At 52.0% G+C, this 20,192-nt stretch carries 14 protein-coding genes; 10 read left to right on the plus strand and 4 right to left on the minus strand.

Features of this window, described 5'->3' with window-relative positions:
* Positions 1-37: 37 nt before the first annotated feature.
* Positions 38-2,785, minus strand: coding sequence for a two-component sensor histidine kinase BarA (barA, locus tag OGV38_RS16255; RefSeq protein ID WP_269517971.1), 2,748 nt, complete (start codon positions 2,783-2,785; stop codon positions 38-40).
* A 57-nt stretch (positions 2,786-2,842) separates the two neighbouring features.
* On the opposite strand from barA, the gene rlmD reads away from it, so the two are divergent.
* The 5 genes from rlmD (at position 2,843) to eno (ending at position 10,646) form a co-directional block, all read left to right on the plus strand.
* Entirely contained in the window at positions 2,843-4,141 is a 1,299-nt protein-coding gene (rlmD, locus tag OGV38_RS16260; protein ID WP_286474025.1) for a 23S rRNA (uracil(1939)-C(5))-methyltransferase RlmD, read from the plus strand.
* Between the two features lie 100 nt (positions 4,142-4,241).
* Positions 4,242-6,476, plus strand: coding sequence for a GTP diphosphokinase (gene relA / locus OGV38_RS16265; protein ID WP_016154235.1), 2,235 nt, complete (start codon positions 4,242-4,244; stop codon positions 6,474-6,476).
* Between the two features lie 130 nt (positions 6,477-6,606).
* Positions 6,607-7,398, plus strand: a complete 792-nt coding sequence (mazG, locus tag OGV38_RS16270) for a nucleoside triphosphate pyrophosphohydrolase (RefSeq protein ID WP_016154234.1) — start codon at positions 6,607-6,609, stop codon at positions 7,396-7,398.
* Between the two features lie 224 nt (positions 7,399-7,622).
* A complete protein-coding gene (gene pyrG, locus OGV38_RS16275) occupies positions 7,623-9,260 on the plus strand; it encodes a glutamine hydrolyzing CTP synthase (RefSeq protein WP_016154233.1) in 1,638 nt (545 codons plus the stop codon).
* Between the two features lie 87 nt (positions 9,261-9,347).
* Complete coding sequence (gene eno, locus OGV38_RS16280) at positions 9,348-10,646, plus strand: phosphopyruvate hydratase (protein WP_286474028.1); 1,299 nt, start codon at positions 9,348-9,350, stop codon at positions 10,644-10,646.
* 60 nt (positions 10,647-10,706) lie between these two features.
* On the opposite strand, the gene OGV38_RS16285 is transcribed toward eno, so the two are convergent.
* Entirely contained in the window at positions 10,707-11,531 is an 825-nt protein-coding gene (locus tag OGV38_RS16285; RefSeq protein WP_049040365.1) for a MurR/RpiR family transcriptional regulator, read from the minus strand.
* Positions 11,532-11,696: 165 nt separating this feature from the next.
* On the opposite strand from OGV38_RS16285, the gene OGV38_RS16290 reads away from it, so the two are divergent.
* From OGV38_RS16290 to queE, 3 genes are all read left to right on the plus strand, one after another.
* Positions 11,697-13,253 (plus strand): maltose/glucose-specific PTS transporter subunit IIC, encoded by a 1,557-nt coding sequence (locus OGV38_RS16290; RefSeq protein WP_286474031.1) that lies wholly within the window; start codon positions 11,697-11,699, stop codon positions 13,251-13,253.
* A complete protein-coding gene (locus OGV38_RS16295) occupies positions 13,253-13,942 on the plus strand; it encodes an N-acetylmannosamine-6-phosphate 2-epimerase (protein ID WP_016154230.1) in 690 nt (229 codons plus the stop codon). The genes OGV38_RS16290 and OGV38_RS16295 overlap by 1 nt, the downstream gene beginning before the upstream one ends.
* A gap of 71 nt (positions 13,943-14,013) precedes the next feature.
* Positions 14,014-14,685: a 7-carboxy-7-deazaguanine synthase QueE gene (gene queE, locus OGV38_RS16300; protein WP_269517963.1), complete on the plus strand. Its 672-nt coding sequence runs from the start codon at positions 14,014-14,016 to the stop codon at positions 14,683-14,685.
* Positions 14,686-14,737: 52 nt separating this feature from the next.
* Here the strand turns inward: queE and OGV38_RS16305 are convergent, their stop codons facing one another.
* The gene (locus tag OGV38_RS16305) at positions 14,738-16,216 is read right to left on the minus strand and encodes an FGGY-family carbohydrate kinase (protein WP_269517961.1); all 1,479 of its coding nucleotides are present in this window, start codon (positions 16,214-16,216) and stop codon (positions 14,738-14,740) included.
* Between the two features lie 26 nt (positions 16,217-16,242).
* Entirely contained in the window at positions 16,243-17,541 is a 1,299-nt protein-coding gene (locus OGV38_RS16310) for an MFS transporter (protein WP_103284164.1), read from the minus strand.
* Between the two features lie 317 nt (positions 17,542-17,858).
* On the opposite strand from OGV38_RS16310, the gene OGV38_RS16315 reads away from it, so the two are divergent.
* Both OGV38_RS16315 and OGV38_RS16320 read left to right on the plus strand, forming a co-directional pair.
* Positions 17,859-18,644: an SDR family oxidoreductase gene (locus OGV38_RS16315; protein WP_286474035.1), complete on the plus strand. Its 786-nt coding sequence runs from the start codon at positions 17,859-17,861 to the stop codon at positions 18,642-18,644.
* Between the two features lie 59 nt (positions 18,645-18,703).
* Complete coding sequence (locus tag OGV38_RS16320; protein ID WP_286474038.1) at positions 18,704-20,158, plus strand: FAD-binding oxidoreductase; 1,455 nt, start codon at positions 18,704-18,706, stop codon at positions 20,156-20,158.
* Positions 20,159-20,192: the final 34 nt, after the last annotated feature.

The following is a 20,192-nucleotide window of genomic DNA, read 5'->3' on the forward strand; positions in this document are numbered from 1 at the left end:
TAAGACGCGTGAGCGTCGTCATCCGGCAATCAGATCTTTACCCTAACAACTTCTTCGCTTCGCGCGCAACGTTATCCATTTCATCCAGAAGCTCTAAAAACTCAGGCTCCAGCTCTTCTTCTTTGCTCCCGCTACGTAATTGCTGCTCAATCAGCTGACACAGGTTTTTCATGCGGGGAACGCCGCTATAACCGCAACTGCCATGCAGTTTATGGATCATATCCACCAGTCCTTCAGGGTTTTCACCGACCAGCTGTTCTTCAATTTTATTACGCACTTCGGGCAGAAAATCGAGCAGCATTTGCAGCATATCCCGCGCCAGATCGTTTTTACCGGCGGCTTGCCTTAACGCCAGTTGCCAGTCGAGTGTGGTATTCGGATTGACGACCGGTTCAACAGCGAGCGCCCTCAGCGATGTGCTCGCGCCGGGTTTGTAGCGTAACAGCAGATTATGCAGCTTATCTTCTTCGATAGGCTTCGCCAGGTAATCGTTCATCCCGGCGCTGAGCAGCTTCTCTTTTTGCCCGGCCATGGCATGCGCGGTGACCGCAATGACCGGCGTCTGTTGTTGATGAGGAAGCTGGTGGATCAGTTCGCAGGCGCGAATACCGTCCATGTCTGGCATCTGAATATCCATCAGGATGAGATCAAACTGCATCTGTTTGGCGCGATCCACAGCCTGATGTCCGCTGTCGCAGAGCACGACGTGCTGCACTTTATCTTCCAGCAGTGCGCCAATCAGCTTGAGGTTCGCCGGGTTGTCGTCCACCGCCATGACGGTCATCGCAATTTTGCTCTCGTTTAACAGCAGCGGAGCCGCGCTGTGGTTCAGTTGACAATACTCTGTCAACGCTGGCAGTAAGCGGGTTGAGGTAAGAGGTTTCAACAGGCACGCCGCCGCGCCGCCCTGCTTTAATTTCTCAGCGTTGATCTGCGCATGGCAAGGCAGAGCCAGTAACAAAAAGTCGGTCATCGCCGCTGCGCTTGCCAGCCGCTCATGCTGCATGGTGAGCGGTTCGCGTAAAGTGATCGGTATGCCAAGCAGCAGAATATCGTAGTGATCCTTCGGCAGCCCGGAGAATGAAGGGCTGTAAATTACCTCCAGCGGCGTTTCACTCAAGATATCTAACGTGCATTGCGCCGCTGTGGCGTTAGGTTCAACGTAGGCCAGTCGCTTACCGGCCAGACAGTGCGTGGTTGAGCGATCCACGAGAACGTTAGGGTTGAGATCGAGGCTGATATGGAACCAGAACGTGGAGCCCCGGTTCGGCTGGCTGTGGAAGGAGATATCCCCGCCCATTTCATTGACCAGCTTTTGCGTAATGACCAGACCCAGTCCGGTCCCGCCGTGGCGGCGGGAAATACTGGCATCGGCCTGGCGGAAGGCCTGGAACAGGCGTGACTGATCGCGCTCAGGGATGCCAATTCCGGTATCGCGGATTTGCACTTCAATTTGCACTTTCGTGTTACTGAGGGCGCGTTTCTCGACCAGAATGTCGATATTGCCGCCTTCGGTAAATTTGATGGCATTGCCAACCAGATTAGTGATTACCTGCTGTAAGCGCAGCGGGTCCCCGATGACGTTGTCCGGCACGTCATTCTTAATATTTAGCGTCAGCTCAAGCCCTTTATCATGGGATGAGTGCGCTAACAGCGTGACGACGTCATCCAGCGTGCTACGTAGCGGGAATGGGATGCTTTCCAGAATCAGTTTGCCCGCCTCAAGTTTGGAGAAGTCGAGCACATCATTGATGATGGCCAACAGATTGTTGGCCGAGCGTTCAATCGTATTCAGGTGATCGCGCTGCGTCGTGTTGAGCTCGGTTTTAAGCGTCAGGCGGGTGAAGCCAATCACGCCATTCAGCGGCGTACGCAGCTCATGCGACATGTTAGCCAGAAACTCAGACTTAATACGCGCCGCTTCCTGGGCGCGTTTCTTCGCCAGATCCAGTTCGACGTTCTGGATTTCCATCTGCTCCAACGTTTCGCGCAGGTCAGAGGTGGCCTGGTCGATGTTGTGCTGCATCTCTTCATGGTAGGCCGCAAGTGACATCGCCATCGAGTTGATGCCATTTTTGAGCATATCCAGCTCGCCCAACATGAAACCTTCGACGCGGCTGTCGAGCTGTCCTCTACGTATTCGGTCAACGGTATTTACCATATTGCGAATCGGGCCAGTCACGTCGCGCATCAGACGCCAGCCAAAAATTAACGCAATACCGATACAAAACAGCATCATTACGCTGGAGATAAAGATCTCTTTATACTGCTGCAATCTTACTGACTTAAGGTCCAGTTCAAGCGCCACATACCCCAGCATATTTTCCGTATTTTTGGCGTCGCTGACGGCAGATTCATCCGGCGAATAGCTTTCCGATATAATTGGCGTTCGTAGGATCATGATATCCCCGAGCCGGGTGACGCTCAGCTTTCGGGGAAATGGTGAACCGGTTGCCAGCTGCATTTCAGACGGATCGAGATGAAAATTGGATGTGACAAACAGCCGGTTATTCTCGTCATAGACAGAAATTGCCCGCACGATATCGGAATGGCGACGATGCAGCACGCTGATAAGTTGGCCGATGGATTCTCTGTTTTGCAGATTCATGCCATATTCGCTGGAGACCGCGAGTGGCTCAATGATGCTGGCGCCAGCATCTTCCAGTTGACGCTGCAAGTCGTTATAGCGATGCACAACAAAAAAGATACTGAGCAGCAAACCAATCAGGACGGTCGGGGCCAGGATCAGAATCATCATGCGTGCGCGCAGGCTGTAGTTGGTCATGGAGTTCCGTTATGGGACAATTAGGGTCACACTGTTAAATAGAGAAATATCTCGTCGATGGCGCAATTCTACTCTGCAAAACGACGCGTGACGACGCGTCAGATCATAACCGTTACCGTCAATGACCTTGATCCTTTCGGCCAGGGCGTTGCTCGCCATAACGGAAAGGCGTTGTTTATACCGGAATTGCTACCTCAGGAAAGCGCCGAGGTGGTGATTACCGAAGATAAAAAACAGTTCGCCCGCGCGCAAGTAAAACGACGTTTAAACGACAGTCTGCAGCGTGAAGTGCCACGTTGCCCGCATTTTGGCGTGTGCGGCGGCTGCCAGCAGCAGCATGCCAGCATCTCGTTGCAGCAGCGTAGCAAAAGCGCGGCGTTGTCGCGTTTAATGAAATGTGAAGTGTCGGATGTTATAGCTGATACCCCGTGGGGCTATCGTCGTCGCGCCAGGTTGAGCCTGAATTATCGGCCAAAAGAACAAAAATTGCAGATGGGGTTTCGCAAATCCGCATCCAGCGACATTATCGATGTTAAACAATGCCCTATTTTGGTGCCCCAGCTTGAAGCGCTCTTGCCCCACATCCGGGCGTGTCTGGAAAGTCTGCAAGGGTTACGCCATCTTGGTCATGTCGAGCTGGTGCAGGCGGGGAGCGGAACCCTGATGATTTTGCGCCACACGGCGCCATTAAGTGTTCAGGATAAAGAAAAACTGGAATGCTTTTCGCATTCTCAGGGGCTGTCTTTGTTTCTGGCCCCGCAAAGCGAGATACTGGAATCAATATCAGAAGAGTCGCCCTGGTATGACTCAAATGGACTACGGTTAACCTTCAGCCCGCGTGATTTTATTCAGGTCAATGAAGGGGTAAACCAACAAATGGTGGCCCGTGCGCTCGAATGGCTGGATGTGCAACCTGAAGATCGCGTTCTCGATCTGTTCTGTGGAATGGGTAATTTTACCCTGCCGTTGGCAACCCGGGCTGCATACGTGGTGGGGGTGGAAGGGGTACCGGCGCTGGTGGAAAAAGGCCGGGAAAACGCGCTGAATAACGGATTACACAATGTGACATTCTTTCATGAAAACCTTGAGGAAGATGTTACCCGGCAGCCGTGGGCGAAAAACGGATTCGACAAAGTATTGCTCGATCCTGCGCGTGCGGGGGCTGCAGGTGTGATGCAACATATTATAAAATTAGAACCTATACGCGTTGTTTATGTATCCTGTAACCCGGCAACGCTGGCTCGTGACAGCGACGCTTTGCTCAACGCGGGATATGCCATACGGCGACTGGCGATGCTCGATATGTTCCCGCACACTGGACACCTGGAATCAATGGTCCTGTTTGAGCGTATGTAATAAATTTTGTACCCATTGGATTTCGGGTGGTAATGCAGCGTGAAAGACAATGGGTATGGCTTGTCGACTTCGACAGGCCAGGCCCCTTAAGGAGAGGACAATGGTTGCGGTAAGAAGTGCACATATAAATAAAGCTGGTGAGTTTGATCCAAAGAAATGGATCGCGAGTCTGGGGATCTCCAGCCAGCAGTCGTGTGAACGCTTAGCCGAAACCTGGGCGTACTGCCAGCAGCAGACACAGGGGCATCCGGATGCGGATCTGCTGTTGTGGCGTGGCGTGGAGATGGTTGAAATACTCTCCATGTTGAGCATGGATATCGACACGCTGCGCGCAGCAATGCTGTTCCCTCTGGCAGATGCCAACGTGGTCAGTGAAGACATCCTGCGCGAGAGCGTGGGCAAATCCATTGTTCATCTTATCCACGGCGTGCGGGATATGGCGGCAATACGCCAGCTTAAGGCCACTCATACCGATTCAGTCTCATCCGAACAGGTCGATAACGTTCGCCGCATGCTGCTGGCTATGGTGGATGATTTCCGCTGTGTGGTCATCAAGCTGGCGGAGCGGATTGCACATCTGCGTGAAGTGAAGGACGCTCCAGAAGATGAACGCGTTCTGGCGGCAAAAGAGTGCACCAATATCTATGCGCCGCTGGCCAACCGTTTGGGTATCGGGCAATTAAAATGGGAACTGGAAGATTACTGCTTCCGTTACCTGCACCCGGCTGAATACAAACGTATTGCCAAGCTGCTGCACGAACGTCGCATCGATCGCGAGCATTATATTGATGAGTTCGTCGGTCATTTGCGCTCAGAGATGAAAACGGAAGGCGTCAAAGCCGAAGTGTACGGACGCCCGAAACACATCTACAGCATCTGGCGCAAAATGCAGAAAAAGCAGCTGGCCTTCGATGAACTTTTCGACGTGCGCGCGGTGCGTATCGTGGCGGAGCGTTTACAGGACTGCTATGCCGCGCTCGGGATAGTGCATACTCACTATCGCCATCTGCCGGATGAGTTCGATGACTATGTCGCTAACCCGAAACCCAACGGCTATCAGTCAATTCATACGGTTGTGCTGGGACCGGGCGGCAAAACCATTGAAATTCAGATCCGTACGAAACAGATGCATGAAGATGCCGAACTGGGCGTTGCGGCACACTGGAAGTATAAAGAGGGCACCGCTTCAGGCGTGGCGCGTTCTGGTCATGAAGATCGTATTGCATGGCTGCGTAAGCTGATCGCCTGGCAGGAAGAGATGGCGGACTCTGGTGAAATGCTGGATGAAGTCCGTAGCCAGGTCTTTGATGACCGAGTGTACGTCTTTACGCCAAAAGGCGACGTTGTGGACTTACCTGCAGGCTCCACACCGCTCGATTTTGCTTATCATATTCACAGTGATGTGGGGCATCGTTGCATTGGCGCGAAAATTGGCGGGCGCATCGTACCGTTTACCTACCAGCTGCAAATGGGCGATCAAATTGAAATTATCACCCAGAAACAGCCCAACCCAAGCCGCGACTGGCTGAACCCTAACCTCGGCTATGTCACCACCAGTCGGGGGCGTTCGAAGATCCACGCCTGGTTCCGTAAACAGGACCGCGACAAAAACATCCTTGCTGGCCGCCAGATCCTCGACGATGAACTGGCGCATTTAGGCATTAGCCTGAAAGAAGCGGAAAAGCACCTGCTGCCGCGCTACAGCTTCAATGAGCTGGATGAGCTGCTGGCGGCGATTGGTGGGGGGGACATTCGCCTCAACCAGATGGTGAACTTCCTGCAGGCGCAGTTTAATAAGCCAAGCGCAGCCGAACAGGATGCCGCCGCGCTGAAACAGCTTCAGCAGAAAACGCAGGCGCCGCAGAGTCGCCGTAAAGACGACGGTCGCGTGGTGGTGGAAGGGGTGGGTAACTTGATGCACCACATCGCGCGCTGCTGCCAGCCGATTCCAGGCGATGAAATTGTCGGGTTTATCACTCAGGGCCGCGGTATTTCCGTGCACCGGGCGGATTGCGAACAGTTGACCGAGCTGCGCTCTCATGCGCCGGAACGAATTGTTGATGCGGTTTGGGGCGAAAGCTACTCGGCAGGATATTCGCTGGTGGTTCGCGTCCAGGCTAACGATCGCAGCGGCTTATTACGTGATATCACCACGATTCTTGCCAACGAGAAGGTGAACGTGCTGGGGGTTGCCAGCCGGAGTGATACCAAACAGCAACTGGCTACCATCGATATGACCATCGAAATCTATAACCTGCAGGTGCTCGGGCGCGTGCTTGGCAAGCTGAACCAGGTGCCGGATGTGATCGACGCACGTCGTCTGCACGGTAATTAATTATTTAATAGGCCAGATAAGTTTGCATGCCTGGTGAGGCGCGTTAGCGTTGCCATCAGGCATTGCCATGTTGCCGGATATCGGCTGTCGTCTTATCGGGCTTCGCGTATTGAAATTTCAGGATATTCCAATGAATCAAATCGACCGACTGCTCGGTATTATGCAGCGCCTGCGCGACCCGGAAAACGGTTGTCCCTGGGATAAAGAGCAGACATTCGCCACTATTGCCCCTTACACCCTCGAAGAAACCTATGAAGTGCTGGACGCAATTGCGCGGGAAGACTTCGACGACCTGCGTGGAGAGCTGGGTGACTTGCTGTTCCAGGTGGTGTTTTACGCCCAGATGGCGCAGGAAGAAGGACGTTTCGATTTCAATGATATTTGCGCCGCCATCAGCGATAAGCTTGAGCGTCGCCACCCACATGTTTTTGCTGATGTTTCTGCCAGTAACAGCACTGAGGTGTTGACCCGCTGGGAGCAAATCAAAAGCGAAGAACGCGCCCAGAAGGCGCAGCATTCCGCGCTCGACGATATTCCCCGTAGTTTACCGGCGTTAATGCGCGCCCAAAAAATCCAGAAACGCTGCTCTAATGTTGGCTTCGACTGGAAAACATTAGGACCGGTTGTCGACAAGGTTTACGAAGAGATCGATGAAGTCATGTTTGAGGCGAAGCAGGCTGTTGTCGACCAGGCTAAACTGGAGGAGGAAATGGGCGACCTGCTGTTTGCGACGGTCAATATGGCTCGGCATTTAGGTACTAAAGCAGAGACCGCATTGCAAAAAGCGAACGAGAAATTTGAGCGCCGTTTTCGTGAGGTTGAGCGAATTGTAGCGGCTCGGGGTCTGGAAATGACTGGTGTTGATCTGGAAACTATGGAAGAAGTCTGGCAACAGGTAAAACGGCAGGAAATTGATCTCTAAGGGATTTCGTCGGTCAAGGGCGATTTGTGTGATTTTTTAAATAACAAGCGCTTGATTTACGTCAAAAACATTTACCCCAAAGGGGCTATTTTCTCACTCCCGATGTTTATGTGAGCCTGGTGAAGAGGAGGAATAATGAAAGTTTGTGGCGCTCGTCATGTTCGGGTATACTACTTTCCCGTCTTGGTAATTCCATCGTTTCACCCTAACTTCTCAGGTCCAGCATGACAACGAACTATATTTTTGTGACCGGCGGGGTCGTATCCTCTCTGGGTAAAGGCATTGCCGCAGCCTCCCTGGCAGCCATTCTTGAGGCTCGTGGCCTCAACGTGACCATGATGAAACTGGATCCGTACATCAACGTCGATCCAGGTACTATGAGTCCAATCCAACACGGGGAAGTGTTCGTTACTGAAGACGGCGCTGAAACCGACCTGGACCTGGGTCACTATGAGCGTTTCATTCGTACCAAAATGACTCGCCGCAATAACTTCACTACCGGTCGAATTTACTCCGATGTCCTGCGCAAAGAGCGCCGTGGCGACTATCTGGGTGCAACCGTACAGGTTATCCCGCACATCACCAACGCGATTAAAGAGCGTGTCCTTGCCGGTGGCGAAGGTCATGACGTCGTTCTGGTTGAAATCGGCGGTACGGTCGGTGATATCGAATCCCTGCCATTCCTGGAAGCGATTCGCCAATTAGCGGTAGATATCGGTCGTGAACACGCGCTGTTCATGCACCTGACTCTGGTTCCTTACCTGGCCGCTGCCGGTGAAGTCAAAACTAAACCGACTCAGCACTCGGTAAAAGAGTTGCTGTCTATCGGTATTCAGCCTGACATTCTGATCTGTCGTTCCGATCGCGCGGTTCCGGCCAACGAACGTGCAAAAATTGCATTGTTCTGTAACGTGCCAGAAAAAGCCGTTATTTCAATGAAAGATGTCGATTCCATCTATAAAATTCCAGGCCTGTTGAAATCCCAGGGCCTTGACGATTATATTTGTAAACGATTCAGCTTGAACTGTCCGGAAGCTAATCTGTCAGAATGGGAACAGGTTATCTACGAAGAAGCGAATCCGGCAGGCGAAGTGACTATCGGTATGGTCGGCAAGTATATTGAACTGCCGGATGCCTATAAGTCAGTTATCGAAGCATTGAAGCACGGTGGTCTGAAGAATCGTGTCACCGTCAACATTAAGCTGATCGATTCGCAAGATGTCGAAACGCGCGGCGTTGAGATCCTGAAAGGTCTTGATGCAATCCTGATCCCTGGCGGCTTCGGCTACCGTGGTGTTGAAGGTAAGATCGCGACAGCGCGCTTTGCGCGTGAAAACAATGTTCCTTATCTGGGTATTTGCCTGGGTATGCAGGTTGCGTTGATTGAGTTTGCACGTAACGTAGTGGGTATGGATAACGCCAACTCCACGGAATTTGTGCCAGACTGTAAGTACCCGGTGGTGGCCCTGATTACCGAATGGCGCGATGAAGACGGCAACGTTGAAGTCCGTACCGAGAAGAGCGATCTGGGCGGCACAATGCGCCTTGGCGCCCAGCAGTGTCAGTTGAGCGACGATAGCCTGGTTCGTCAGCTGTACGGCGCGCCGACAATTGTTGAACGCCATCGCCACCGTTACGAAGTCAACAATATGCTGTTGAAACAGATTGAAGCTGCGGGTCTGCGTATTGCAGGCCGTTCCGGTGATGATCAGTTGGTCGAGATCATTGAGGTACCGAATCATCCGTGGTTCGTGGCCTGTCAGTTCCACCCGGAATTTACTTCCACGCCACGTGATGGGCACCCGCTGTTTGCCGGCTTTGTGAAAGCCGCCAGTGAACATCAGAAGCGTCAGGCGAAGTAAGAAGTAAAAAAGTTAGAACGGCAATGCACCCATCCGGGTGCATTGTTTGTCTGGAGTTTTAGTTTAACTTGTACTGAGGAAAATCTAATGTCCAAAATCGTTAAAATCATCGGTCGTGAAATCATCGACTCCCGTGGTAACCCGACTGTTGAAGCCGAAGTACACCTGGAAGGTGGTTTCGTTGGTATGGCAGCAGCTCCGTCAGGTGCTTCTACTGGTTCCCGCGAAGCACTGGAACTGCGCGACGGCGACAAATCCCGTTTCATGGGTAAAGGCGTACTGAAAGCTGTTGCAGCTGTTAACGGCCCAATTGCTCAGGCTCTGCTGGGTAAAGATGCTAAAGATCAGGCTGGCATCGACAAGATCATGATCGATCTGGACGGTACTGAAAACAAATCCAACTTCGGTGCAAACGCCATCCTGGCTGTGTCCCTGGCGAACGCCAAAGCAGCAGCTGCTGCTAAAGGCCTGCCGCTGTATGCACACATCGCTGAACTGAACGGTACTCCGGGCAAATACTCCATGCCGGTTCCGATGATGAACATCATCAACGGTGGTGAGCACGCTGACAACAACGTTGACATCCAGGAGTTCATGATTCAGTCGGTTGGCGCTAAAACCCTGAAAGAAGCCGTACGTATGGGTTCTGAAGTGTTCCATAACCTGGCTAAAGTTCTGAAAGCTAAAGGTATGAACACTGCAGTGGGTGACGAAGGCGGCTACGCGCCGAACCTGGGTTCCAACGCTGAAGCTCTGGCTGTAATCGCTGAAGCGGTTAAAGCAGCTGGCTACGAGCTGGGCAAAGACATCACCCTGGCGATGGACTGTGCAGCTTCTGAATTCTACAAAGACGGTAAATACGTTCTGGCTGGCGAAGGCAACAAAGCATTCACCTCCGAAGAATTCACTCACTTCCTGGAAGAACTGACCAAACAGTACCCGATCGTGTCCATCGAAGATGGTCTGGACGAGTCTGACTGGGACGGTTTCGCATACCAGACTAAAGTTCTGGGCGACAAAATCCAGCTGGTTGGTGACGATCTGTTCGTAACCAACACCAAGATCCTGAAAGAAGGTATCGAAAAAGGCATCGTTAACTCCATCCTGATCAAATTCAACCAGATCGGTTCTCTGACCGAAACTCTGGCTGCGATCAAAATGGCGAAAGACGCTGGCTACACCGCTGTCATCTCTCACCGTTCTGGCGAAACTGAAGACGCTACCATCGCTGACCTGGCTGTTGGTACCGCTGCAGGCCAGATCAAAACCGGTTCTATGAGCCGTTCTGACCGCGTTGCTAAGTACAACCAGCTGATTCGTATCGAAGAAGCTCTGGGTGAACAAGCGCCGTACAACGGTCGTAAAGAGATCAAAGGTCAGGCGTAATCCTGTTCTTTAACTCTTAACGTAAAAACCCGCTGCGGCGGGTTTTTTTATGCCGCTAAACTAAAGCAGTAGCGGTAAGGTCGCACTGGCGGTTTTCTGGCTCACATCACTGTACTTTTCATCCAGAGCAATCAGTGACGTGGTGAGCAGTTCTACCAACAGCATCACTCCCACCTTGGCGTTTAGCGCACCAGCACTCAACGGACCTTCTGGTTTGGCTGCGACCAGTTGAATATCACTCAGCGAAGCCAACGGACTGCGCGGCGTATTACTCAACGCCAGTACGCGCGCGCCTTGCTTACGCGCCAGTTTAACGACATGCAGCAGATCGCGCGTGGAGCCTGAGCTGGAAATCGCCACCACGAGCGTGTCTTTGCTTAGCGTTGTGGCGTTCATGGCTGCGCGATGCATATCGCTGAACATTTGTGCGGGTTTGCCCAAGCGCAGGAGTTTGTAATGTAAATACTCCCCCAGAATGGCGCTGGCCGCTACGCCATAAATCTGTACCGACTGCGCCTGATGCAGCGCAAGAGCGGCTGCTTCAAGTAATGCTCTGTCGAGTAATTTTGCGGTGTCCTGCAGTGCTTGCACGGATTCATTGACCACATTGTCAATTTCATCCCCGCTGTGCTCTACCGGCTGTTCTTGCTGGAGATCGAGTGCCAGCGCCATTTTGAACTCGTTATAGCCCTTACACCCCAGCGTACGGCACAGCCGTGTGACGCTAGCTTCGCTGGTGTCGCTTTCACGCGCCAGTTCGGTAATCGTTAGGTAGACAACTTTTGCCGGATCGCTTAGCACAAACTCTCCCAGCTTCTGTTGTGTTCGGCTATATCCGTCAACGCTCTGGCGCAATCTCAGCAGCAGGTTTTCATTTTCTGACATGCAAAATCCTTAATGCGTTTCTCTGCTGATAGTGTGGCGGAAAGCAGGGGAGAGATGCCAGTCATTTTAAAAAAGTATGATCGGCTTCCTGGTTTTTGATGATGATTTTCATTTATAAAAATAATTATGGTAAAAATTTTCATCACTAGTCGGGGAGATGAAAAAATGATGCAAATGTTTAGCGGCGCCTCATCGGGTGCATGGTTTGAAAAAGCGCAGCGCTTCGGCAAATCCTTCATGCTGCCGATTGCGGTATTGCCCGCCGCGGGACTGTTGTTAGGGATTGGCGGCGCACTGTCGAATCCAAACACATTGACGGCTTATCCGTTTTTGGATGTCGACTGGTTGCAGGCAATCTTCACAATCATGACCAGCGCCGGTTCTATTGTGTTTGCCAATCTTTCGGTGTTGTTCGCAGTGGGTGTCGCTGTAGGACTGGCGAAAACGGATAAAGGTACCGCCGGGCTGGCGGCATTGCTGGCATTTTTGGTGATGAATGCCACTATCAATGCCTTATTGACCCTCAACGGGACACTGGCGCACGAGAACCCGGGTGCCGTTGGCCAGGGGATGACGCTGGGTATTCAGACGCTGGAAACGGGCGTGTTTGGTGGGGTGGTTATTGGTCTTGTCACCTGCGCGCTGCATAGCCGTTTCAATAAAGTCTCACTACCTCAGTTCCTTGGTTTCTTCAGCGGTTCGCGCTTTGTACCGATTATTAGCTCCCTTGCCGCGATTGTCGTGGGGGCTGTCATGACAGTGGTTTGGCCGCATTTCCAGAAACTCATTTTTGGGCTGGGTGGTCTGGTGGATGCGACGGGTTATCTGGGGACACTGTTGTACGGCTTCATCCTGCGTATGCTTGGCCCACTGGGTTTACACCATATCTTTTATTTGCCGTTCTGGACGACGGCGCTTGGCGGTAGCGAAATCGTCAACGGCCAGTTGGTTGAAGGTACGCAGCGGATTTTCTTTGCCCAACTTGCCGATCCGAATACGCAGCAGTTCTATGCGGGCACCTCGCGCTTTATGTCCGGGCGATTCATTACCATGATGTTTGGCCTGCTTGGCGCATGCCTGGCGATGTACCACACTGCCAAGCCGGAGAACAGAAAGCTTGTCGCCGGCCTGCTGTTGTCGGCAGCCCTGACCTCTTTCCTGACGGGGATCACTGAGCCTATCGAGTTCTCCTTCCTCTTTGTGGCTCCCGTGTTATATGTCATTCACGCCTTCTTCGATGGCCTGGCGTTTATGATGGCTCATATTTTACATATCACTATTGGGCAAACTTTTTCGGGTGGGCTTATCGATTTCCTCCTCTTCGGCGTCTTACAAGGGGAAGCTAAAACCAACTGGATGTACGTTCCCATGGTGGGGATACCGTGGTTCTTCCTTTACTACTTTACCTTCCGCTATTTGATTAACCGCTTTGGCTGGCTGACACCTGGGCGTGAAAACGTAACCCCAATTGAATCCGGTCTGCCTCAAAGTGAACGCGCAGCGGCAGTCATCTCTGGGCTGGGAGGCAAAGAGAATCTGGAAGAGGTGGACTGTTGCGCCACACGCTTACGCGTGACGGTGAAAGAGAGCAGCAAGGTAGATGAAGCGGCGCTGAAAGCGACCGGAGCACGTGGCGTTATTATTCGCGGTAAAGGTGTTCAGGTGATTTATGGCCCGCATGCCACCATCATTAAAAACGAAGTCGAAGAGATCTTATCGTAATGAAAACTGTACTGGATTGCCTGAAAGGTAAATTAATCGTCTCCTGTCAGGCGCTGGAAAATGAGCCTCTGCACAGTCCATTTATTATGTCGCGTATGGCGTTGGCGGCAGCACAGGGCGGTGCGGTAGGTATCCGTGCGAACAGCGTGGTGGATATTCGCGCTATCAAAGAGATCGTCTCACTGCCGGTGATTGGGATTATCAAGCGCGATTATCCGGGTAGTGATGTGTTTATCACGGCCACCCTGCAGGAAGTGGATGAGTTGATGACCGTTGAGCCGGAAATTATTGCTCTGGACGCGACAGCGCGCCCGCGCCCTGGTGGGCAAACGCTGGAAGAACTGGTCGCACAAGTCCGCGCTCGCTACCCGTCCGTACTGCTGATGGCGGATATCGCCACTGTAGACGAGGCGGTGACCGCCGAGCGTCTGGGGTTTGACTGCGTGGGCACTACGCTCTACGGCTATACCGCTGACACTGTCGGGCATGTGCTGGCGGAAAACGACTGCGGTTTTTTACGTGAGGTGTTGGCTGCGGTCAGCATACCGGTCGTGGCGGAAGGAAACGTCGATACCCCGGAACGTGCTGCACGTTGCCTGGCATTAGGTGCCCATACCGTGGTGGTTGGAGGGGCTATCACGCGTCCGCAGCAGATTACGGCACGCTTTGCCGCGGCGATCGCCGCGTAAAGCATCGATGGGGCATGATACTTTGGCGGGGATCTGCGATAATTATCGTTTATCCCCATATTGAGAGCGCTATGCAGTACCCGATTAACGAGATGTTCCAGACCCTGCAAGGTGAGGGTTACTTTACCGGCGTCCCCGCCATTTTTATTCGTTTACAGGGATGCCCGGTTGGCTGTGCCTGGTGCGATACCAAACACACCTGGGATAAGCTTGAGGATCGGGAAGTTTCCCTGTACAGCATCCTGGCTAAGACCAAAGAGAGCGATAAATGGGGCGCGGCGAGCAGCGAGGAGCTGCTGGCGGTCATTGTGCGTCAGGGCTATACCGCCCGTCACGTGGTGATAACCGGTGGCGAGCCCTGCATTCATGACCTGATGCCGCTGACAGACCTGCTGGAAAAGAACGGCTTTAGCTGCCAGATTGAAACCAGCGGTACCCACGAAGTGCGCTGTACGCCAAATACCTGGGTGACCGTATCGCCGAAAGTGAATATGCGCGGCGGCTATGATGTGCTGTCGCAGGCGCTGGAGCGTGCGAATGAAATCAAACATCCGGTTGGTCGCGTTCGCGATATTGAAGCGCTGGATGAACTGCTGGCTACGTTGAGCGACGACAAACCGCGTATCATCGCCTTACAGCCAATCAGCCAGAAAGAAGATGCCACGCGTTTGTGTATTGATACCTGTATTGCGCGTAACTGGCGTCTGTCGATGCAGACCCATAAATATCTGAATATTGCCTGATGATAATGGGGTTATCGGCCTGCATTGAGTGCTACATGCAGGCCGGACAACCTTATGCGTTAGACCAGCTCTGAATCGAATTAACGTTATCCAGGCCGCCATGCAACACTTCATACGACTTTTTCAGGATCACATCGGTGTGCTGGGTTAAATCGCGGAAAATCCCTTTGTTCAGCGCGTCATAGCGTCTGGCGTTGCTTTCTATTGGTGTGAATACATCTTTCACCCGAACCATTTTTTCTATCGCGGTCTCATAGTTCGGATAGAGACCAAGCCCTACCGCCGTGTTAATTGCCGCGCCCAGGCTGGCGCAACCGTTAATGGCATTCCGTCTTGCTGGAAGATTGAACACGTCGGCAAAGATTTGCATGAATAGATCACTGTTTGAACCGCCGCCCGTAATGATAACTTGTTTAGCGAAGTGATTCATTTCGTTACACATATTGTCGTAATTGTTTTTCAGCGTCAGCGCAACGCTCTCCAGAATAGAGCGGTAAATCCAGGCGTAGTCCATGCTGGAGTCAAAGCCAATCATGATCCCACGTTTGAACGGTTCCCACGGGTTGGTCAGCCAGTCCAGGACGGTCATCAGGCCATTGCAACCGGGTGGTACGCTGGCCGCTTTCTTATTCAGCAAATCTTCCGGCGACAGATCCTGTGCTTTCGCATCCTGGATTAGTGATTCCCCCAACATATCCCGCAGCCAACTGACCGTCCACATCCCTTTGCGAATGCCATAGCCTTCGTAGAGCAGCGTTTGCGGAATCGAAGACATAATTGGCCAATAAGCGATTGGATCTTTGGGCAGCGCTTTGCCGTTCATCATCAGGGCGATATAGGTGCCTAATGAGATCACCGCGGTTTCGTCGTCCAGCAATCCTGCGCCCAGGGCCTCTACCGGTTTGTCGCTGGTGGTGCAAACCACCGGTAATCCGGCAGGGAAGCTGGTCGCCTTCGCGGCAGCGTCGGTCAAGTGCCCGATCACGGTTCCCGGCATCTGCACCTCGAACAGCATCCTGCGCGGGATATTGAATTTCTTCACCACCTCCGGATCGTCGCTCCATGTCCAGGTTTTGTAATCCACCGGCCACTGACCAAAGTAGTTGGCGATATTGTCTTTAAATTCACCGGTTAAGCGATGTGACAAATAACCTGAAAATGAGGTGACGTAAGCCACATCGGGATTGGCGTGCTCATAGGGGCGGGTGACGCGCGCGTCCTGCCAGCTGATCAATGGCGCAGCGGGCGTGCCGTCTGCTTTGAGCAATGCGCGACAGCAGCGAATGGAGCCCAGACCAATCCCGACAATGTCTTTTGGATCTCCCGCGAACTGGCTCATTAAGTCTTTGCCAGCAAAACACAATGAAGCCCATAAATCGTCTTCCGGATGCTCTGCCGTATCGGCGTCGGGAGTAAACATCGGTTGCAGGAGACCTTTTCCTTCACACACCACGTTACCTTCCAGATCGTACATCACAACCTTGGTACTTTGACTTCCGCCATCAATTCCAATGATGTATTTCTTTGACATTGTCATTCTCCTTTAATTTTCCATCTTCACTCGCCGGAGGTTTCTGCGGCCAGTGAGGTTATCTTTTCCGGTGCGGCGTTGTTGGTGCGAATTTTGCGAAACAATAAGAACGTGAAGAGGATGACCATGCACAGCGCCGCCAGTCCCATCAGCCACATATTGCGATAGGCTTGTGCCGCCGGGAGCGTATCCTGCCAGTGGCCGACAATCGGATAGACGAACACGTCGGGCAGAAAACCGATCACCGAGCAGATCCCTACGGTGGTTCCCATGATGTAAGAAGGGGTTCTGGCCTCGCCGGGACAGGCCCAGTAAAGCCCGCGCGAGGCGTAGCAGGTGAAGCCCAGTAGCAGAATCAGACCGATCCCCATAACCACGGACTGCGGATTTGAGTTCGTCACCAGCAGGGCAATCAGCGCAGCGGCGCCGACAATTGAAAGCAGTTGCACCACGCGCGTTGGCGACTTAATTTTGCTGTAGGTGGTGATGATGCCGCCCAGCGGCCCACAGATAGCCCGGAAGATCTTGTTGATGACGATCCCCATGTAGCTCGCCGCGACCAGCGACATGCCGTACATTTCAGTCAGATAGTTGGTGGAGTAGCTGAGAATGGCGTAGATCGTAAAGACGCCAAAAATAACCATGCTGCAATACCAGGTGGTGCTGATACGCAGCACGGCGATGATATCTTTGAGCTGAAACGCCTGCTTATCCTCTTTCGCACCGTGGCTGCGGCTGTTGCCATCGTTCACGAAGAACCAGCACAAAATTCCCAACAGGATGTAAACCACGCTATAAATCAGGATCACGGCCTTCAGGCTGTTGCTGTCGTCCGGTGCGAAGCGAGAAAAGACCCACATGGTAAATACCGCCAGCGACATGACGCCGACGCCGCGCAGGCCTTCCATCCAGCCCATGATTTTCCCTTGTTCACTGTGATCCCCCAGCAGCGAGGCGGCTTTAATTGATACCGACCACAGCATCAGGATTGTCGTGATGGCAAATGCGACCTGAATACAGAGCATGACCCACAGCGGTGGATAGGTCATCATCAGCAGACCGAGCAAGCCGGTAATTATCATGGCTGAGGTGATCATTTTGCGATGGGAGAATTTATCGGCAATAACGCCGCTGGGCGCATACAGAATAATAGCGGCAACGCCAAAGGTACTCATTATTAATCCAATTTCGGTATTGCTAAACCCCATGAATTTTGCCATGGGAATTTGATAGATATAACGTAAATAGGCTAAATCAAAACTAACGCCACCACTGAAACTAATAATGGCGAGTGTTATCCAACGGCGATATGAGGATTGTTGCATATCGGGCTCTCATTTTATGCAGACAAAAAAAAGAGAAAAGTAAACCGCCCTTTCAGGTGGATTACTTTTCTCAGGTCTCTAGTAATTGCGCTTAGAAATAACATGGAAGTGTGGGTTATAGTGTGAGAATAATCACGCTTCTTGTTTTTAGTCATCAATACAAAATGAACAAAACATCTGTGATTTTGATCACGTTAGATAATTTCTCGTTATGCTAAAAATTCATTCCAGTTACCAGAGATAATGAGAAAGGTGACTTCCCTCTAGCGGGGGAAGTTGCCTTTCTTTTTTTTGCCTAAAGGAATTTGGAGCCAGCTATGTCAATCGAATCTCTCAATGCATTCTCAATGAATTTTTTCTCCCTGAAAGGGAAAACGGCGATCGTAACGGGTGGCAACAGTGGTCTGGGTCAGGCTTTTGCGATGGCGCTGGCGAAAGCCGGGGCGAATCTGTTTATCCCAAGTTTTGTAAAAGATAACGGTGAAACGAAGGAAGTTATTGAAAAACAAGGTGTTGAAGTTGAATTCATGCAGGTGGATATCACCGAGAAAGGTGCCCCGCAGAAGATTATTGCCGCCTGCTGCGAGCGTTTTGGCACCGTTGATATTCTGGTGAACAATGCCGGAATTTGTAAGCTGAATAAGGTACTGGACTTTGGTCGTGCGGACTGGGATCCGATGATTGACGTCAACCTGACGGCGGCGTTTGAACTGAGCTACGAAGCGGCAAAAATTATGATTCCGCAAAACAGCGGTAAAATTATAAATATCTGTTCTTTGTTCTCTTATCTTGGCGGACAGTGGTCTCCGGCTTATTCAGCGACAAAACATGCGCTTGCCGGTTTTACCAAGGCGTATTGCGATGAATTGGGGCAATATAATATTCAGGTTAACGGTATCGCACCGGGATATTATGCAACGGATATTACGCTGGCTACGCGCAGCAATCCGGAAACGAATCAGCGCGTATTGGATCATATCCCAGCTAATCGTTGGGGCGATATCCAGGATTTAATGGGGGCTGCGATATTCCTTGCCAGTCAGGCTTCTAATTATGTTAACGGTCATTTACTGGTCGTCGATGGCGGTTATTTAGTTCGCTAATATCTACCTATAGTTTCTGTATTATTAATTGTTCTGCTAATTATCAGGAAGGAATAGCTATGCCTTTATCTCGCGAAGCGATTGTTGACCAGTTAAAAGAAATTGTTGGGTCCGAACGCGTAATTACCGATGAAACGGTATTAAAGAAAAACAGTATTGACCGCTTTCGTAAATATGCCGACATTCACGGTATTTATACACTACCCATTCCGGCGGCAGTGGTAAAACTCGGTTCGACAGAGCAGGTTTCCCGCGTTCTGGCGTTTATGAATCAGCATAAAATCAATGGAGTTCCGCGTACCGGCGCATCCGCGACGGAAGGGGGGCTGGAAACGGTGGTTAAAGACTCCGTGGTGCTGGACGGGGCAGGGATGAACCAGATCCTGAGCATTGATATTGAAAACATGCAGGCGACCGCTCAATGCGGCGTGCCGCTTGAGATTCTGGAAAATGCATTGCGCGAAAAAGGATATACCACCGGGCACTCGCCGCAGTCTAAGCCGCTGGCGCAGATGGGCGGCCTGGTTGCAACCCGCAGCATCGGGCAATTCTCCACTCTTTACGGTGCCATTGAAGATATGGTCGTGGGGCTGGAGGCGGTGCTGCCGGACGGCACGGTAACCCGCATCAAGAACGTGCCACGCCGGGCTGCCGGGCCGGACATTCGCCACATCATCATTGGGAACGAAGGCGCGCTGTGCTATATCACTGAAGTGACGGTGAAAATCTTCAAGTTCACGCCGGAAAATAACCTTTTTTACGGCTACATTATGGACGATATGAAAATCGGTTTCGATATCCTGCGTGAAGTGATGGTGGAAGGCTACCGTCCTTCGATTGCACGCCTGTATGACGCCGAGGATGGCACCCAGCACTTTACTCATTTTGCTGACGGGAAATGCGTGTTGATCTTCATGGCTGAGGGCAATCCGCGAATGGCGCAAGCCACTGGCGAGGGCATTGCGGAGATCGTCGCGCGTTATCCACAGTGTAAGCGTGTGGACAGCAAGCTGATTGAGAACTGGTTTAACCATCTGAACTGGGGCCCGGAAAAAGTGGCTGCCGAACGCGTACAGATCCTGAAAACCGGCAATATGGGCTTTACGACGGAAGTTTCCGGCAGCTGGAGCTACATCCATCAAATTTACGAAAACGTGATCCATCGTATTCGTACTGAATTCCCACACGCGGATGACATCACCATGCTGGGCGGTCACTCTTCCCATAGTTATATCAACGGTACCAACATGTACTTTGTGTATGACTACAACGTGGTGGACTGCAAGCCGGAAGAGGAGATTGATAAGTACCACAACCCGCTTAACAAGATTATTTGCGAAGAGACGATCCGTCTTGGCGGCTCAATGGTGCATCACCACGGCATCGGCAAGCATCGTGTTCACTGGAGCAAGCTGGAACATGGCAGCGCGTGGCCGCTGCTGGAAGGTCTGAAACGTCAGTTTGATCCAAACGGCATTATGAACACGGGAACGATCTACCCGATTGAGAAATAAACATCAGCTGGCTTCCTGATCGGGAAGCCACAAT

The sequence above is a fragment of the Citrobacter sp. Cb080 genome (assembly GCF_030334745.1).
In the GTDB taxonomy this organism is placed as follows: domain Bacteria; phylum Pseudomonadota; class Gammaproteobacteria; order Enterobacterales; family Enterobacteriaceae; genus Citrobacter; species Citrobacter braakii.

Coding starts and splice junctions, on each gene's coding strand:
- OGV38_RS16310 (WP_103284164.1), bottom strand. CDS start 17,541: ATGCAACAATCCTCATATCGCCGTTGGATAACACTCGCCATTATTAGT.
- eno (WP_286474028.1), top strand. CDS start 9,348: ATGTCCAAAATCGTTAAAATCATCGGTCGTGAAATCATCGACTCCCGT.
- OGV38_RS16290 (WP_286474031.1), top strand. CDS start 11,697: ATGATGCAAATGTTTAGCGGCGCCTCATCGGGTGCATGGTTTGAAAAA.
- barA (WP_269517971.1), bottom strand. CDS start 2,785: ATGACCAACTACAGCCTGCGCGCACGCATGATGATTCTGATCCTGGCC.
- rlmD (WP_286474025.1), top strand. CDS start 2,843: ATGGCGCAATTCTACTCTGCAAAACGACGCGTGACGACGCGTCAGATC.
- OGV38_RS16320 (WP_286474038.1), top strand. CDS start 18,704: ATGCCTTTATCTCGCGAAGCGATTGTTGACCAGTTAAAAGAAATTGTT.
- relA (WP_016154235.1), top strand. CDS start 4,242: ATGGTTGCGGTAAGAAGTGCACATATAAATAAAGCTGGTGAGTTTGAT.
- OGV38_RS16315 (WP_286474035.1), top strand. CDS start 17,859: ATGTCAATCGAATCTCTCAATGCATTCTCAATGAATTTTTTCTCCCTG.
- pyrG (WP_016154233.1), top strand. CDS start 7,623: ATGACAACGAACTATATTTTTGTGACCGGCGGGGTCGTATCCTCTCTG.
- OGV38_RS16285 (WP_049040365.1), bottom strand. CDS start 11,531: ATGTCAGAAAATGAAAACCTGCTGCTGAGATTGCGCCAGAGCGTTGAC.
- mazG (WP_016154234.1), top strand. CDS start 6,607: ATGAATCAAATCGACCGACTGCTCGGTATTATGCAGCGCCTGCGCGAC.
- OGV38_RS16305 (WP_269517961.1), bottom strand. CDS start 16,216: ATGTCAAAGAAATACATCATTGGAATTGATGGCGGAAGTCAAAGTACC.
- OGV38_RS16295 (WP_016154230.1), top strand. CDS start 13,253: ATGAAAACTGTACTGGATTGCCTGAAAGGTAAATTAATCGTCTCCTGT.
- queE (WP_269517963.1), top strand. CDS start 14,014: ATGCAGTACCCGATTAACGAGATGTTCCAGACCCTGCAAGGTGAGGGT.